The following is a 16069-nucleotide window of genomic DNA, read 5'->3' as shown; positions in this document are numbered from 1 at the left end:
CACGACCTGCGCGGACACGGCTCGCTCGTCGATGCGCCATGACGGGCTTGCAATAAGTATGACGAGTATGAGTGAATGTCGACCGGACACCGACGTACCGCCGAAGGAGCCTCGCGATGGCCATCCCCTCCGACCGACTGCTCGACTGGACCACGACGCTGCTCGCGCAGTGGGGCTTCGCCCCCGACGACGCCACCTACGTGGCCACGGGCCTCGTGGACGCGAACCTGCGCGGCGTCGACTCGCACGGCGTCATCCGCCTGCCCGCCTACCGTGCACGCATCGACGCAGGGCTCGTGTCGCCCACGGCGCAGCCGATCGTGCACACGCGCGGAGCCGTGGTGCGCATCGACGCCGCCGGTGCGCAGGGGCAGCTCGCCGCACGCGCAGCCGTCGACGCCGTCGACGCCGCGGCGACGACGCACGGCGTCGGCACCGCCGTCGTGCGCGGCAGCGCCCACTTCGGCACGGCAGGCACCTACGCCCGCGCCCTCGCCGCGCGCGGCAAGGTCGCGATGGTCGTGTCGAACTCCGAGCCGGGCGTCGTGCCGTTCGGTGGCCGCGACCCGCTGCTGGGCACGAACCCGTTCGCGTTCGCAGCCCCCACGAGCGGCGACCCCGTGAGCCTCGACATGGCCACGAGCACGAGCGCCATGGGCAAGGTCTTCGTCGCCCGCGCCGCCGGCACCCCCATCCCCGACACGTGGGGCGTCGACGCCGACGGCCGCCCCACGACCGACCCCGACGCCGTCGCAGCGCTCCTGCCGGCCGGCGGCCCGAAGGGATACGGCATCGGCTTCCTCGTCGAGATCCTCGGCGGCGTGCTCTCGGGAGCCGCCGTCGCGAGCGGCATCGGCAACATGTACTCCGACTTCTCGAAGCCGCAGGACGTCGGTCACTGGATGCTCGCGCTCGACGCCGAGGCGTTCATGCCCCTGCACGAGCTGCAGGAGCGCATGGATGCGCTCGTCGCCGAGGCGCACGCCGTCGCCCCCGCCCCCGGATTCGACGAGGTGCTCGTGCCCGGCGAGCCCGAGGAGCGCACCCGCGTGCAGCGACTCGCGGCCGGCATCGACCTGCCGGACGCGACCGTCGACGACCTCGTGGAGCTCGGCGACCGCTTCGCCGTGCCGTTCGACGGGGGCACGCGATGACGCCGCTCGCGCCGACGACCGTCGGCGACTGACCGCCGCACCACCTCCACTCAGGCAAAGGAGCCGACCATGACCGAGACCCCACCGTCTCGCGCTGGCGACACGATCGTCGAAGGCGACCCGTACGTCCTCGACCCGTCGAAGATCAAGGATCCGCCCAAGGGATGGCGCGCCAGCATGCGCCTCCTCGGCCCCGGCATGATCACGAGCGCCGCCATCGTCGGCAGCGGCGAGCTCATCACCGCCACGACGCTCGGCGCGCAGGTCGGCTTCATGCTGCTGTGGCTCGTGTTCGTGTCGACGTTCGTGAAGGTCGCCGTGCAGATCGAGCTCGCCAGGTGGACGATCTCCACCGGCAAGCCGGCGCTGTTCGGCTACGACCTCGTGCCGCCGCGCATCTTCAAGCGCAGCTGGATCTCGTACCTGTCGGTGCTCATGGTGCTGCAGTTCGTCACGAGCCAGGCAGGCGTCATCGCCACGAGCGGGCTCGCGCTGTCGATCCTCATGCCCGTGCTCGGCCCACCCGCGAGCGCCGCATCCATCGGCTTCTGGGTCGCCCTGCTCGTCGTCGCCGCCGTCGCGATCCACATCGCCAACCGCTACTCGATCGTCGAGCGCGTGTCGACGGTGCTCGTCGTGCTCGTGACCGCCGCCGCCGTCGTGCTCGTGTTCGGCATCCAGGCGACGCCGTTCGCGTGGGATGGCGCCGACGTCGGCTCGGGCCTCACCTTCCAGCTCGCGCTCGGCGCGGTCGGCGTCGCCATCTCGATGTTCGGGCTCACGGGCGTCGGCGCCGGCGAGGTGACGAGCTACTCGTTCTGGTGCGTCGAGAAGGGCTACGCCGCCTGGACGGGCCCGAACGACGGCTCCGAGGCGTGGGTGCAGCGCGCCCGCGGCTGGATCTCGGTCATGAAGATGGATGCGTGGGTCGCGTGGGTCGTCTACACGATCTCGACCGCCGCGTTCTACGTGCTCGGCGCCGCGGTGCTGCACCCGCAGGGCCTCGTGCCCGAGGGCAACGAAGTGCTCACGACGATCTCGCGCATCTTCTCCGACACGCTCGGCCCGTGGGCGGGCGTCGCGTTCCTCGTCTTCGCGGCGATCACCCTCTACAAGACGATCCTCGCGAACGTGCCGAGCCTGTCGCGCCTCACGGTCGCGGCGTTCGCGATCTTCGGCGCGTTCGACTGGAGCGACGCCCGGATGCGCGCCCGGTGGCTGCGGATCATGATGATCGTCATGCCCGTGCTGTGGGGTGTGCTCGGCGTCGTCGTGAACGCGCCGCTCGCGCTCATCCTCATCGGCGGCACGCTCAACGCGTTCTACCTGATCGCGGTCGCGATCGCGACGGTGTACCTGTCGTTCACGCAGACCGACCGCCGCATCAAGGACGGCCGCATCACGACGATGTACCTCGTCGTGTCGGCGATCGCGATCATCGCCGTCGGCGTCTTCGGGCTCATCAACCTGTTCTGACGCTCCTCGCGCGCCGGCGCCCCGCGTCCCCATGGGCCGCGGGGCGTCGTCGCGACGACGCACGGGCGCTAGTCGTACCGCCCCTCCGCACGCCATCCCGCGTCGCCGCCCAGCAGCACCCACGCATCCCCCGCGCCATCGACGACCTGGATGCGCGCGAACGACTCCACGAGCGCCCCCGACCGCATGCGCACCGGCCAGGGGCCCGCCCACGCCGCCACGCGACGCCGCTCACCCGTCGGCGACCGGAACCACACGGGCGGGCGGATGCGCTCGTCGGCGACGACGCTCGAGCCGTCGCCATCGAGCAGCGTCACCGACTGCGGCGGGCGGAACACCGTCGCGGGACGCGGCTCGGGCAGCGACCCCGGCCACGGACCATCGCGTGGCTCGGCCACCGCATCCCCCCACGGCGTGAGCACCCCCCGCTCCGCGAGCAGACGCCCGCCGCCGAGGCTCGCGACGACGACGCCCTCGCGCCCCAGCACGCCCTGCAGCCGTTCGATGACGCCGCGCGTGCGCTCGTCGACGCCTCGCCCTCCCCAGAGGCCGGGCATGTGGTCGGTGTCGCGCTCGAGCCGCTCGGGCGTGATGCGCACCTCGACGAGCGCGCTGTCGAGGCCGCTCTCGGCGAGCTGCCACCTGGCGCGGTCGACGACGTCGCGCGCGCGGAAGAACCCCGGCTTGCGCCACGTGCGCTCGCTGATGCCCCCGAGGTCGGCACGCAGCAGGATGCGCACCTCGGCGACGACGAGGCGGCGTGCGGCGAGCTCGGCGACGTACGCATCCGCTCTCGCCTGCACCGCGAACCCGAGCTCCTCGCCGCCCTCGATGCCCGGCTCGAACTCGAGCGCGAGCGCGTCGGGCGGATGCTCGGAGCCCGGCTCGACCCGGCGGTCGTCGAGACCACGGGCGCGCTGCAGGTCGCGCAGCCCCTCTGCGCCGAACCGGTCGCGCACGCTCGCATCCGGCAGGGCCGCGAGGTCGCCGAGGGTGCGCAGGCCCAGGCGCAGCAGCATGCCTGCGAGCTCGTCGCCGAGCACCGTCACCGGCACGGGTGCGAGGAACGCGCGCGAGGCGCCCGGCTCGACGATGCGGATGGGCGTGGGCTGCGGTGGGATCTGGTGGGCGGCTGCGGCATCGGGATCCGCCTGGGAGTCCGTGCGCTGCACGAGGTGACGCTGAGCGGCACCTCGCGTGTCCTGTGCACGTGGTCGCCCGCTCAGCATCACCTCGCGCGGCGCCGCAGGCTCCGCAGCCGCGGCGCGCTCGGCGAGCTCCGCCGTGAACCGGTCGTCGGCGACCCCCACGCGCACGCGCAGGCCGAGCGGTGCGAGCGCGGCGACGATCGCCGCGACCGCCTCTCGCTCGCCGCCGTAGAAGCGGGCCGCGCCGCGCATCGGCAGCGCGAGCGCGCCATCCCCGAGACCCTGCACGCCTGGCACGACGCCCTCGACCGCGCGGATGACGTGCGCGAACGCGAGCACCTCGCCCACGGCGTCGGCATCCGCGAGCACGAGCGAGGGCGCACCCGACTGCGCGTCGCGCACCCGCTGCCCCACGCGCACCCCAGCCGCACGCGCGAGGTCGTCGCAGGCGACGACGCGGTGCAGGTGCGTCGTCGCGACGGGCACCCCGCCAGGCAGCTCGCCCGCGGCGCGCGCGACCTCGACCGACCAGTCGGGCACGCGCACGACGGCGACGCGCCTGACGCTCACGACGCCCCTCGAGGTGCGGTTCGTGATTCCGAGGTGCGGTTGCTGCACCGAGGTGCGGTTCGTGATTCCGAGGTGCGGTTGCTGCACCGAGGTGCGGTTGCAACGGCACCTGAACGCAGCAACCGCACCTCGGAACGCGGGCGATCGCAGGGGACGCCGCGCACGCCTCCCGAGGTGCGCTTGGTGCGCTCGGATGCGGAAGGAGCCGCATCCCCCCCCCCCCCCCCCCACGAAGCGCACCTCGGAACGTGGTCGATCGGTTCGATCGAGGGCGCTGCATCCCACCGACGTCGACCTCACCGCGCACCCCCGAGGTCGACGACCGCGCGACGCGGCACGCGGTCGCCCGCCGACACCTCCACCTCGAGGCGTGCGGTGCGGATGCGGCCGAGCCCGTCGTCGGCCCCGCCCCACGAGGCTCCGAGGGTGCGGATGCGGCTCGCCGGCTGCGGCCAGTCGCCCAGCACGAGCAGGCAGCCGTCTGCACCGCGCACGCGTGCCGCGAGGCGCGCCGCCTCGGCCGGGGCGAGCCTGGCAGGACGTGCGGCGAGCACGACGGGCAGCACCTCGGCGAACCCGGCGACGGCGCTCGCCCACGCCTCCCCCGGCTGCGGCACGAGCACGACGCGGTCGACAGGCACGCCTGCATCGGCAGCCGCCTCCACGCCGACGTCGGCGAGGCCGACGATCGCGCCCCATCCGCCCGCCGGCATCGCCGCCGCGAGCATCTGCAGCGCGAGCGACCGGGAGTCGACGGCGTGCACGCCGCCGACCCGCAATGCGGGCAGCACACGGTGCAGCGCAGCGGGCGTCGGGAGGCCGACGACCTCGACGGCGGTCGACTCCATGCCGCGCATGCGCGAGCGCAGCGCCTCGATCGTCGCGGCCTTGCCGCGGTCGAGGTCTGGGATCGTCACGCATCCATGATCGAACGTATGTTCGAATACGGTCAAGCCGACGCGGCGTGTCTCCCGCGACGGATCTGCTGCGGTTCCGCTGCGATCCCGCTCGACTCCAGCACCGGCTCTCGGCCCCGGATGCGCACGGCATCGCACGCCGGTGGGCGTCTCGAGCAAGCATCCACCCCGCCGCCGACACCCCGCGAACAGTGGTCAGCAGGTGCAGCCTCGGAGCCCCTTCGGCTGCATCTCCTGACCACGCAGACGTCAGCGGTGACCGATGACGATCGATGCAGAGCCCCTCCGTCGATGCCATGCGCCACCGACCGCAACCCCGCACGGCGACGCGGCAGGTCTGCCAGGCTCTTCAGCGTGCTCCCCGATCGTGCGAGCGGCATCCAGCTGCACCTGACCTCCCTGCCCGAGGGACGCCTCGGCGCGTCCGCCCGTGACTTCGTCGACTGGCTCGCCGAGGCCGGCCAGACCGTGTGGCAGGTGCTGCCCCTCACGGTGCCCGACGCGTTCGGCTCGCCGTACGCGTCGCCGTCGGCGTTCGCGGCGAGCCCGGCCCTGCTCGAGCACCCCGATGCACCCGTCGATCAGGACGAGGTGCGGGCGTTCGCCGAGGAGCACGCCTACTGGGCACCGTCGTGGGTCGCCCACGGTGGCGACCTCGCCGACCAGGTGCGCTTCGACCGAGAGTGGGGCGCGCTGCGCGCGTACGCGAGGGAGCGCGGCGTGCAGATCCTCGGCGACGTGCCGATCTACGTCGCGCAGGGCGGCGCCGACGTCGCAGCGTGGCCCGAGTACTTCCGCGACGACGCGCTCGCCGGCGTGCCCCCGGACGCGTACGCCGCGACGGGCCAGCTGTGGGGCAACCCCCTGTACGACTGGGACGCGCTCGCCGCCGACGGCCACCGGTGGTGGATCGAGCGGCTGCGTCGCACGTTCGACCTGTACGACCTCGTGCGCATCGATCACTTCCGCGCCTTCAGCGACTACTGGGCGGTGCCGGCTGGCGACACGACCGCCGAGCGCGGCGCGTGGGAGCCGGGCCCTGGCCGCGCGATGTTCGACGCCGCGGCCGCGGCGCTCGGCCCGCTGCCCGTGCTCGCGGAGGACCTCGGCGACATCGACGCACCCGTGCTCGAGCTGCGCGACGCCCTCGGGTTCCCAGGCATGGCGGTGCTGCAGTTCGCGTTCGAAGGCGACGCGACGAGCCCGCACGAGCCCGCCAACCTCACCAGGGAGCAGGTCGTCTACACCGGCACCCACGACAACGACACGGTCGCAGGCTGGTGGGAGACGCTGCCTCGGTCGCGTCGTCGTGCCGCGCGGCGAGCGATGCGGGATGCCGGCGCACGCTGGTCGACGCGACGTCGCGAACCCTCGTGGGGACTCATCGAGATCGCGCAGCACGGGCCGAGCAGGCTCGCGATGGCGCAGGCGCAGGATGTGCTCGGCCTCGGCTCCGAGGCGCGCATGAACACGCCGGGCACGGCGTCGACATGGGGCTGGCGCATGGATGCGGGCGCCCTCACGAGCGCGCACGCGAGCCGGCTGCGCGCCATCACGACGGCAGCCGGCCGAGCGTGACGGACGGTGGTGCGGGCCCCTCGCCCGCACCACCGACCATCGATGGGATCAGCTGCGCAGCAGCCGCGTGCGCATGCGCGCACCCAGCATGAGCAGCAGGCCGAGCAGCATCGCGACGAGCGCGAGGCCGAGACCGGCCGCCTCGGCACCCGTCACCGGCAGCGATGCCGACGTCGGGGCCCCGGCCGACGCAGGAGCGTCAGCCTTGGCGGGGTTCGGCGCGGTGGCTGCAGGCGTCGAGCCACCCGTCGTCGGGACGCTCGTCCCCGGGCCGCCGGGCGAGGGGGCGTCGACCCCGGGCGTGCCCGGAGTCGTCGGCACCGTCGGCGTGGTGGGCACCGTCGGCGTGGTGGGCACCGTCGGCGTGGTGGGTGGGTCGGTGATGACGGTGCTCGTCGCACCCGTCGAGACCGCGTCGCCCAGCACCGACACCGCGTTGCCGGTCAGGGTGACCGGGGCTTCGATCTCGAGGATCGACGTGCCGCCCGAGAGCAGTCCGTCGAGACCCGTCGAGCCGTTCGAGGTGGCCGACGCAGGAGCGTCGACCGTCGAGACCGCACCCTCCGAGTGCGCGTCACCCAGCACCGACACCGCGTTGCCCGTCAGCGTCACCGGCGCCGAGACGCCGATCGCCGAGGAGCCACCCGAGAGCAGACCCTCATCGTCGCCCCAGCCGGACGACTCCGACCCCGAGGAGTCCGAGCCTGCCGCCGAGGTCGCGGCGGCGGGCGCCGCGACCGTCGAGGTCGCGCCATCGGAGTGCGCGTCGCCGAGCACCGAGACGGCGTTGCCCGTCACGGTGACCGGCGCCGAGACGGCCACGGCCGACGCCCCGTCGGATGCGGTCGACTCGCTCGAGCCTCCCGAACCCTCCGAGGTCGCCACGGCGGGTGCTGCGACCGTGGCGGCCGCATCCTCGCTCGTCGCGTCGCCGAGGACGCTGACCGCGTTGCCCGTGACCGTGACGGGCACCGACACGACCACGGCCGAGGAGAGACCGCCGAGGAGGCCACCGGAGTCGGACGACCCCTCGGTGGCTGCCGGGACGGCGGCGGCGGGTGCCGCGACCGACGACTCGGCGCCGGTGGTGGTGGCGTCGTCGCCACCCACCGCGTTGCCCGTGACCGTCACGGGCAGGAGGAGGTCGACCGCCGACGAGCCGGCGTCGAGCAGACCCGACCCCTCGTCGACGTCTGCGGCACTGGCGACTGCCGTGCCTGCGGCCCAGAGGCCGCCCGCGACGGCTGTGCAGAGCAGCCCTCGCATCACATGCTTGTTCATGATGAACCCTTCTGAAGGATGTGCTTCGCCCGCTCCGGATGGAGCTGGGCGCGTGGCCGCACGGTGGCGGCGCAGCATCCGTCAGTCAGGGCTCGAGTCGTGGTCGCCCACCACGGAGGCGGGCAGCAGGTCGTCACCGGCGAGCGCGCCGCGGAGGGCGGCGGCGGAGCGGTGGGAGTCGTGGGTCGCGTCGGCGACGGGCGCGCCAGGCGCGGCCGTCGTCGCGGTGGGTGCGACGGTGCCGCGCTCGTCGACGGGCGCGGGCGCGGGCGCGGGAGCGCCCCCGGCGGCGCCGCCGGACAGCTGGCCCGCCATGGTCACGGCACCCGCGACCGAAGGGGGCGCGACGGCACTGGGGGCAGCGACCGCAGCACCGGCTGCGGTCGAGACGCCTGCGCGCTCCGAGAGCGACGATGCAGCGAGGTCCGCCGCCATGGCGGACGCATCGGAGACGGCGGCGACAGCGAGCTCGGCGCCTTCGGATGCGTCGTCGGGCCCCGGGATCGGCGCGACGTCCGCGGGCGGCTCGCTCGGGCTCGCGCCGACGCCGGGCGCCTCGCCGACGGCGTCGGTCGCACCCGTGAGCGCGTCGTCGACGATGCCGACGACCGGCACGACGACGGTGCCGACGGGCTGGGTGACGAGATCGCGCACGACGGGCACGGCCGCCACGACGTCGTCGAGCTGCGCGGCGACGGGCGTCACGACGCTCGAGAGCGTCGGCACCGCATCCACGACCTGCACGACCGGGGCGGCGACCTGGTGCACGACCGGCGTCACGGGAGCGACGACCGGCTCGACGATGGGAGCCGCGGCCGCGACGACGGGCGCCGCGACCGGCACGACCGTCGCGACGGTCTGCGTCACGGCGTCGCCCAGCGCATCCGTCGTGTCGACGAGCGACTGCGTCGTGCCGCCGAGCACGTCGTCGAGCAGGCCGGACCCGTCGGACGCGGAGGCCTGGGAGCCACCGAGCAGCATGCCTGCGACGACGGCTGCACCGCCTGCGGCGAGGCTGAGGAGGGCGAGGCGCAGCACGCGTGAGCGGTCGACGACCGATCCCTTCGCGTCCATCGCGCACCCCCAGTGGCTTCCGAGCAGTGCACACCTCAGGTGACGAGGCGTCCATGCCGTTGCGCGGCGCGGACGGGAGGAGTACACGCGCGCACGTTCGGAGTCGAGCCCGGATCGGATTGCCCCGCGCCGCCATGGGCGCATGGCGTCGCGGCCTGACGGCCGAAGGCGCGCTCGGGTGCGATGGTCGCCTGCCCGCGGCGACCCGCCGGGTCAGTCGGTGCCGGAGTCGAACGCCGCGCGCTCGCCCGCCTCGTCGAACGAGTCGAGGTCGGCGTCCGTCGCGGAGCCGCCGCTGGCGATCTGCGCGGCACCGCCGGGCTCGAGGTCGCCGATGAGCGCAGCGGTCTCGCCCGTCACGAGGCCTGCGGCCGCGTACTGCTCGAGGCGCTGGCGGGAGTCGGCGATGTCGAGGTTGCGCATCGTGAGCTGGCCGATGCGCTCCGTCGGGCCGAACGCGGCGTCGCCGACGCGCTCCATCGACAGCTTCTCCGGGTGGTACGACAGCGACGGGCCCGTGGTGTCGAGGATCGTGTAGTCCTCGCCGCGGCGCAGACGCAGCGTGACGGTGCCGGTGATCGACGACGCGACCCACCGCACGATCGACTCGCGCAGCATGAGCGACTGCGGGTCGAGCCAGCGACCCTCGTACATGTAGCGGCCCAGGCGGCGACCCTCTGCGTGGTAGGTCGCGACGGTGTCCTCGTTGTGGATGGCGTTGAGGAGGCGCTCGTAGGCGATGTGCAGCAGCGCCATGCCGGGTGCCTCGTAGATGCCGCGCGACTTCGCCTCGATGATGCGGTTCTCGATCTGGTCGGAGACGCCGATGCCGTGGCGGCCGCCGATGGCGTTCACCTCGTCGACGAGCGCGACGGGGCCCAGCTCGACGCCGTTCACCGTCACGGGCCTGCCCGCCTCGAAGCCGATCGTGACGTCCTCGGTGGCGATGACGACGTCGTCGCGCCACGAGGCGACGCCCATGATCGGCTCGACGATGAGCACGGAGGCGTCGAGCTGCTCGAGGTCCTTCGCCTCGTGCGTCGCACCCCAGATGTTCGCGTCGGTCGAGTACGCCTTCTCGGCGGAGTCGCGGTAGCCGAACCCGTGCTCGACGAGCCACGCCGACATCTCGGAGCGGCCGCCGAGCTCCTCGACGAACTTCGCGTCGAGCCACGGCTTGTAGATGCGCAGCGCCGGGTGGGCGAGGAGGCCGTAGCGGTAGAACCGCTCGATGTCGTTGCCCTTGTAGGTGGAGCCGTCGCCCCAGATGTCGACGCCATCCTCCTTCATCGCGCGCACGAGCATCGTGCCCGTGACGGCGCGGCCGAGCGGCGTCGTGTTGAAGTAGGTCCTGCCGCCGGAGCGGATGTGGAAGGCGCCGCACTGCAGGGCGACGAAGCCCTCCTCGACGAGCATCTCGCGAGCGTCGACGAGGCGCGCGAGCTCCGCGCCGTACTCGAGGGCGCGCGCGGGCACCGCGTCGATGTCGGGCTCGTCGTACTGGCCGATGTTCGCGGTGTACGTGAACGGCACCGCGCCGTTGTGCCGCATCCAGGCGACCGCCACGGAGGTGTCGAGCCCTCCCGAGAAGGCGATGCCGACGCGCTCGCCGACGGGCAGGGATGAGAGGACCTTCGACATGCCCTCCAGCCTATTCCCGCAGCGATGCGTCGGATGACGCGCGGGCTAGGGTCGATGGCGTGGATGCGCGCGCCGAGGACCCCGCAGGCACGACCGTGGAGGGCACGACGCTGCTGCGTGGCCGCGTCGTGTCGGACGGCCTGGCGGCGGACGCCGGCTGGGTGCTCGTCGACGGCGACCGCATCGCCGACGTGGGCACCGGCACCGCACCCGCCGCGGATCGCGTGATCGACGGCGCGGTCATCGCTCCCGGCTTCGTCGACCTGCACTGCCACGGTGGCGCTGGGGCCGCGTTCGACGACGGCGAGGCTGCGCTCGAGCGGGGTCTCGCCTTCCACCGCGCGCACGGCACGACGCGGCAGCTCGCGTCGCTCGTCACGAGCTCGCTCGACGACATGACGCGGCGAGCGGCCGCCGTCGCAGCGGTCGCAGCGCGCGACGACCGGGTGCTGGGCGTGCACTTCGAGGGACCGTGCATCGCCGAGTCGCGCAAGGGCGCGCACGACGCGACCCTGCTGCGCTCCCCCGACGCCGCATCCGTCGACGCGCTCGTCGCGGCGAGCACCGGCATGCTGGCGATGATCACCCTCGCACCGGAGCTCGAGGGCGGCGTGGCAGCCGTCGCGACGCTGTCGGCGCGCGGCTGGCGCGTCGCCGTCGGTCACACGGATGCGGTCGTCGCGCAGGGAGCGGCGGCGTTCGATGCGGGTGCGACGATCGTGACGCACGCGTTCAACGGCATGCGAGGCCTCGACCACCGCGAGCCCGGCGTGCTGCCTGCGGCGTTCGACGACGAACGCGTGACGATCGAGGTCATCGCCGATGGCGTGCACGTGCATCCGCGCATGGTGCGTCTGCTGTTCGAGGCGGCGCCGGGCCGCGTCGCGCTCGTCACCGATGCGATGGCGGCTGCGGGGCAGCCGGACGGCGACTGGATGCTCGGCTCGCTCGCCGTGACGGTGACCGATGGCGTGCCCAGGCTGCAGGTGGGCGGCGCGATCGCGGGCTCGACGCTCACGCTCGACCGCGCGGTGCGCACGGCCGTGGCGGCCGGCGTGCCGCTGCCGGTCGCGATCGACGCCGCGACGCGCGTGCCGGCGCGCGCACTGGGCGTCGACGACGCGTTCGGCTCGATCGCGTCGGGTCGGGTGGCCGACCTCGTGGTGCTCGACGAGCACCTCGAGGTGTCGGCGGTGCTGTCGCGCGGCGAGCGCGTGCCGCCGTTCGCCTGACGGGGGCGATCTCGGCCGTCCGCTCGACCTCCCCCACCGCGCCCCGCGCGCTACGCGCCCGGCTGCACGACGCCGCGGTGCTCGACGGTGTGGCGGTAGTAGTCGGCCAAGCGCAGCTCGGATGCCGCGGCCTCGTCGATCACGAGGGTCGCGTGGCGGTGCAGCTGCAGCACCGAGCCCGGCCACATCGACGACACGGGGCCCTCGACGATCTCGGCGATCGCGCGCGCCTTCGACGAGCCCTGCGCGACGAGCAGCGCCCGCTTCGCGTCGAGGATCGTGCCGAGCCCCTGCGTGAGGCAGTGCATGGGCACGTCGTCGAGCGAGTCGAAGAACCGCGCGTTGTCCTGTCGCGTCTTCGGAGCGAGCGTCTTGACCCGGGTGCGCGACGACAGCGACGACGTGGGCTCGTTGAAGCCGATGTGGCCGTTCGCACCGATGCCGAGCAGCTGCAGGTCGACGCCGCCAGCCGCCGCGATCTGCGCCTCGTAGTCGACCGCTGCAGCGTCGAGGTCGGTGGCGAGCCCGTCGGGCACCCGCACGCGGGAGGCGTCGAGCCCCAGCGGCTCCACGACCTCGCGGTGCACGACCGCGTGATACGACTCCGGATGGTCGTGGGCGATGCCGACGTACTCGTCGAGCGCGAACGCCGACACGCGCGTGAGGTCGAGCCCCGCATCGCGCCTGGCGGCCAGCGCACGGTACGTCTCGAGCGGGCTCGATCCCGTCGCGACGCCGAGCACGGCCTCCGGCTTCGCCGACACCACCTCCGCGATCCGCCCTGCTGCGAATGCTCCGACCTCGACGGGCCCTGCCACGATCACGACTTCCACGCGCTGCTCCCCAGGATCGCGGCCCCGACTGCTGCAGGCTGGCTGCCTGCCGGGACCAAGTGCACCCTCGACGGTATCGCCAATGCGTCGAGGAACGGCGACGCGGCAGACCACGCTGCCAGTCGCGAGCGGATGCCGTCGAGGAGCGGGGCGCCGAGGGCGCGCATGCCGCCGCCGATCGCGACGCGCTCGACGTCGAGGGTGAGCACGAGCATGCGGATGCCGTGGGCGAGCGCCTCGACGACGACGTCCCACTCCGCCGCCGCGGCGGCATCCCCTGCGTCCGCCGCCTCGAGCATGCGGGCGGCCGGCCACGGCTCGCCCCACCGCTCGGCGAGCGCCCAGCCCGCGGCGACGGTCTCGAGGCATCCGGTCTGGCCGCATCGGCACGTGCCGGTCGCACCGGGCACGGGCACGTGGCCGATCTCGCCCGCGACGCCGCTCGCACCTCGCCAGACGGCGCCGTCGAGGGCGACGCCTGCAGCGATGCCCGTGCCGAGGCCCACGTAGGCGAACGCCGTGGAGGCGTCGGCGCGCAGCAGGTGACGGGCACCGAGCACGGCCGCCTTCACGTCGTTCTCGACGAGCACGTGCGTGCCGAGCCGCGCGCCGATCGCAGCGCCGACGTCGAACGATCCGAGCCCGAGATGCACGGCGTTGCGCAGGCTCGAGCGGTCGGCTGCGACCTGGCCGGGGATGCCGACGCCGACGCCCTCCAGCCCGTCGACGTCGACGCCCACGTCGTGCAGCACGACCTGCGCGGCGGCGAGCACGGAGTCGACGACGCCCTCGCCGAGCCGCGTGGGCACCTGATGCTGCGCGACGACGACGCCGTCGGCGTCGAGCAGCACCGCCGCGGTCTTCGTGCCGCCGACGTCGATGCCGAGGCGCATCATGCGCGCTCGATCCAGCGGCGCAGCGCCGCACCGACGGCGCGGCTCGCACCGAACGTCGCGACGTCTGCGACGTCGCCCGTCGACCATCCGAGGTCGACGGCGAGCACGTCGTGGCGCGCGCGCAGCGCGGCGATCGTCGCGCGCGACGCGTCGCCGCGCTCGAGGTCCTTGCCCACGACGAGCACGGGTCCGGGCTCGAGCGCGGGCACGCCGCCCGGCTCGACGACGACGGAGTCCGGGAACGGATCCCACGGCACCGCGCCCGCTGCGATGTTCGCGGCGCGCTCGATGCGCACGACGCTGCCGGTGCGGTCGTCGGCGTGGAAGCGGCCGAGCCACGCGTGCCCGGCGTCGGAGACGGCGAACGTCGAGGCGATGCGGTCGAGCTCGTCGTCGTCGACCCGTCCGGCGGCGGAGCCGACGAGCCCGTCGAGCGGCAGCGGAGCGGGTGCCGTGGCGGCGAGGACGCGCACACGACGTGCGGCGTCGCGCACGCGAGCCTCGGGCAGTCGACCGTCGGCGACGGCGGCGAGCACGGCGCGCTCGATCGCCTCCATGCCGTCCGGCCCGGTGGCGGTGCCGAGGCACAGCAGGTCGCAGCCCGCTCCCAGTGCGCGCACGGCAGCCTCGGGGATGCCGGTCTCGCCCGATGCGCCCGCCATGTCGAGCGCGTCGGAGACGATGACGCCCTCGAAGCCCAGCTCATCGCGCAGCAGCCCCTGCAGGATGCGATGCGACAGCGTCGCAGGCACGTCGTCGAGCGGGGGCAGCACGATGTGCGACGTCATGATCGTCTGCGCTCCCGCTGCGATCGCGGCGCGGAACGGCGCGAGCTCTCGCGCGCGCAGCGTCGCGAGGTCGGCGTGCACCACCGGCAGGCCCAGGTGCGAGTCGACGGCGGTGTCGCCGTGGCCGGGGAAGTGCTTCGCGCTCGTCGCGACCCCCGTCGACTGCACGCCCTCGATCCACGCCGCGACGTGCCGAGCCGCGAGCGCGGCGTCGGCGCCGAACGAGCGCACCCCGATCACGGGATTGCGCGGGTCGACGTTGACGTCGGCGACGGGCCCGAAGGTCAGGGTGCAGCCGGCCGCGCGCACGTCGCGACCCACCCGCTCCCCCACGGCACGCGTCCACGCCACGTCGTCGGCGCGGCCCAGCACGGCGCCGCCCGGGTACGGCGCACCCGTGGCGTAGTGGATGCGGGTGACGTCGCCGCCCTCCTCGTCGATCGCGACGATCGCGTGGGGCGCCGCAGCGCGCACCGCGTCGGCGAGGTGCCGCACCGTCGCGGCGTCGGGCGCGTTCTCGCCGTAGAGGCACACCGAGGCGAGGCCGTCCGCGAGGCGCTCGGCCACCCATCCCGGCACCGTGATGCCCGCGAACCCGGGCATGAGGGTGGCCCGCACGTCGTGCAGGAGCGCCGTCATCCCTTCACCGCCCCGCTCACGAGGCCGCTGGCCATGCGGCCCTGCACGATGAGGAAGAAGATGACCACGGGCAGCGCCATGAGCGTCGAGCCCGCCATGATCGCCGCCCAGTTCGTCGTGCCGTTGAGCGCGAGGAACGTGCGCAGCCACACCGGCAGCGTCATGAGCTGCGGGTCGGTGTTCACGATGAGGGCGATGAGGAACTCGTTCCACGCCTGGATGAACGCGAACACGCCCGTCGCGACGAGCCCGGGCGCCAGCAGCGGGAACGTGACGCGCATGAAGGCGCCGATGCGCGAGCATCCGTCGATCATCGCCGCCTCCTCGAGCTCGATCGGCACGCCGTCGACGAAGCCGCGCAGCGTCCAGATCGTGAACGGCAGCACCGTCGCGGTGTAGACGAGCACGAGCGCGAGGATCGTGTTGAGCAGCTGCCAGCCGTCGAGCACGCGGTACAGCGACACCATCATCGCCTCGAGCGGCAGCATCTGGATGACGAGGATCGCGACGATGAAGCCCTTGCGGCTGCGGAAGCGGAAGCGCGAGATCGCGACGGCTGCGAGGAACGCGAGCACGGCCGCGATGAGCACGGTCGACAGCGTCACGATGAGCGACGTGCCGAGCGCCGGCAGGAACGGCGTGCGGCCCGGGTCGAGCAGCACCGACTCGTAGTTGCGCAGCGTGAACGTCTCCGGCCACAGCTGCAGCTCGGGCGTGCGCACGTCGCTGTTGGGCTGGAACGACGTCTTCACCATCCAGTACACGGGGAAGACGGCGCAGACGAAGATCACGACGGCGACGGCGCACCACAGCACCGTCATGCGGCGGTACGCGGGCGAGCC

At 73.6% G+C, this 16069-nt stretch carries 13 protein-coding genes; 4 read left to right on the top strand and 9 right to left on the bottom strand.

Annotation, left to right across the window (positions count from 1 at the left end):
- Positions 1-116 precede the first annotated feature (116 nt).
- Positions 117-1154, top strand: a complete 1038-nt coding sequence (locus tag ACZ6H8_RS04585; protein WP_464144855.1) for an Ldh family oxidoreductase — start codon at positions 117-119, stop codon at positions 1152-1154.
- A gap of 69 nt (positions 1155-1223) precedes the next feature.
- Positions 1224-2630 (top strand): Nramp family divalent metal transporter, encoded by a 1407-nt coding sequence (locus ACZ6H8_RS04580; RefSeq protein WP_464144853.1) that lies wholly within the window; start codon positions 1224-1226, stop codon positions 2628-2630.
- Between the two features lie 68 nt (positions 2631-2698).
- Here the strand turns inward: ACZ6H8_RS04580 and ACZ6H8_RS04575 are convergent, their stop codons facing one another.
- Both ACZ6H8_RS04575 and ACZ6H8_RS04570 read right to left on the bottom strand, forming a co-directional pair.
- Complete coding sequence (locus ACZ6H8_RS04575) at positions 2699-4348, bottom strand: Y-family DNA polymerase (RefSeq protein ID WP_464144850.1); 1650 nt, start codon at positions 4346-4348, stop codon at positions 2699-2701.
- Positions 4349-4644: 296 nt separating this feature from the next.
- Positions 4645-5265, bottom strand: a complete 621-nt coding sequence (locus tag ACZ6H8_RS04570) for a hypothetical protein (RefSeq protein ID WP_464144849.1) — start codon at positions 5263-5265, stop codon at positions 4645-4647.
- 354 nt (positions 5266-5619) lie between these two features.
- On the opposite strand from ACZ6H8_RS04570, the gene ACZ6H8_RS04565 reads away from it, so the two are divergent.
- Entirely contained in the window at positions 5620-6843 is a 1224-nt protein-coding gene (locus ACZ6H8_RS04565; protein WP_464144846.1) for a 4-alpha-glucanotransferase, read from the top strand.
- Between the two features lie 48 nt (positions 6844-6891).
- Here the strand turns inward: ACZ6H8_RS04565 and ACZ6H8_RS04560 are convergent, their stop codons facing one another.
- The 3 genes from ACZ6H8_RS04560 to argG all read right to left on the bottom strand — a co-directional run bounded on the left by ACZ6H8_RS04560 (position 6892) and on the right by argG (position 10839).
- Positions 6892-8124: a hypothetical protein gene (locus tag ACZ6H8_RS04560; protein ID WP_464144842.1), complete on the bottom strand. Its 1233-nt coding sequence runs from the start codon at positions 8122-8124 to the stop codon at positions 6892-6894.
- Between the two features lie 81 nt (positions 8125-8205).
- The gene (locus ACZ6H8_RS04555; protein WP_464144840.1) at positions 8206-9198 is read right to left on the bottom strand and encodes a hypothetical protein; all 993 of its coding nucleotides are present in this window, start codon (positions 9196-9198) and stop codon (positions 8206-8208) included.
- 213 nt (positions 9199-9411) lie between these two features.
- Complete coding sequence (argG, locus tag ACZ6H8_RS04550; protein WP_464144838.1) at positions 9412-10839, bottom strand: argininosuccinate synthase; 1428 nt, start codon at positions 10837-10839, stop codon at positions 9412-9414.
- 59 nt (positions 10840-10898) lie between these two features.
- Here argG and nagA point away from each other — a divergent pair, with 59 nt between their 5' ends.
- Entirely contained in the window at positions 10899-12071 is a 1173-nt protein-coding gene (nagA, locus tag ACZ6H8_RS04545; protein WP_464144835.1) for an N-acetylglucosamine-6-phosphate deacetylase, read from the top strand.
- Between the two features lie 50 nt (positions 12072-12121).
- On the opposite strand, the gene nagB is transcribed toward nagA, so the two are convergent.
- From nagB to ACZ6H8_RS04525, 4 genes are read right to left on the bottom strand one after another with little or no spacing between them, the layout of a single operon-like run.
- Positions 12122-12904: a glucosamine-6-phosphate deaminase gene (gene nagB / locus ACZ6H8_RS04540; RefSeq protein WP_464144833.1), complete on the bottom strand. Its 783-nt coding sequence runs from the start codon at positions 12902-12904 to the stop codon at positions 12122-12124.
- On the bottom strand, positions 12892-13800 hold the full coding sequence (locus tag ACZ6H8_RS04535) for an ROK family protein (protein WP_464144830.1): 909 nt from the start codon (positions 13798-13800) through the stop codon (positions 12892-12894). Before ACZ6H8_RS04535 ends, nagB begins: the two co-directional genes overlap by 13 nt.
- Positions 13797-15227 carry a glycoside hydrolase family 3 protein gene (locus ACZ6H8_RS04530; protein ID WP_464144828.1) on the bottom strand — a complete coding sequence of 477 codons (1431 nt, stop codon included), beginning with the start codon at positions 15225-15227 and terminating at the stop codon, positions 13797-13799. Before ACZ6H8_RS04530 ends, ACZ6H8_RS04535 begins: the two co-directional genes overlap by 4 nt.
- Entirely contained in the window at positions 15224-16048 is an 825-nt protein-coding gene (locus tag ACZ6H8_RS04525) for a carbohydrate ABC transporter permease (RefSeq protein ID WP_464144917.1), read from the bottom strand. Before ACZ6H8_RS04525 ends, ACZ6H8_RS04530 begins: the two co-directional genes overlap by 4 nt.
- Between the last annotated feature and the right edge of the window lie 21 nt (positions 16049-16069).

This window comes from Agrococcus sp. AC640b (assembly GCF_979255995.1).
Note: the sequence above shows the minus strand (reverse complement) of the source record. Positions and strands in the feature narration are given on the sequence as shown.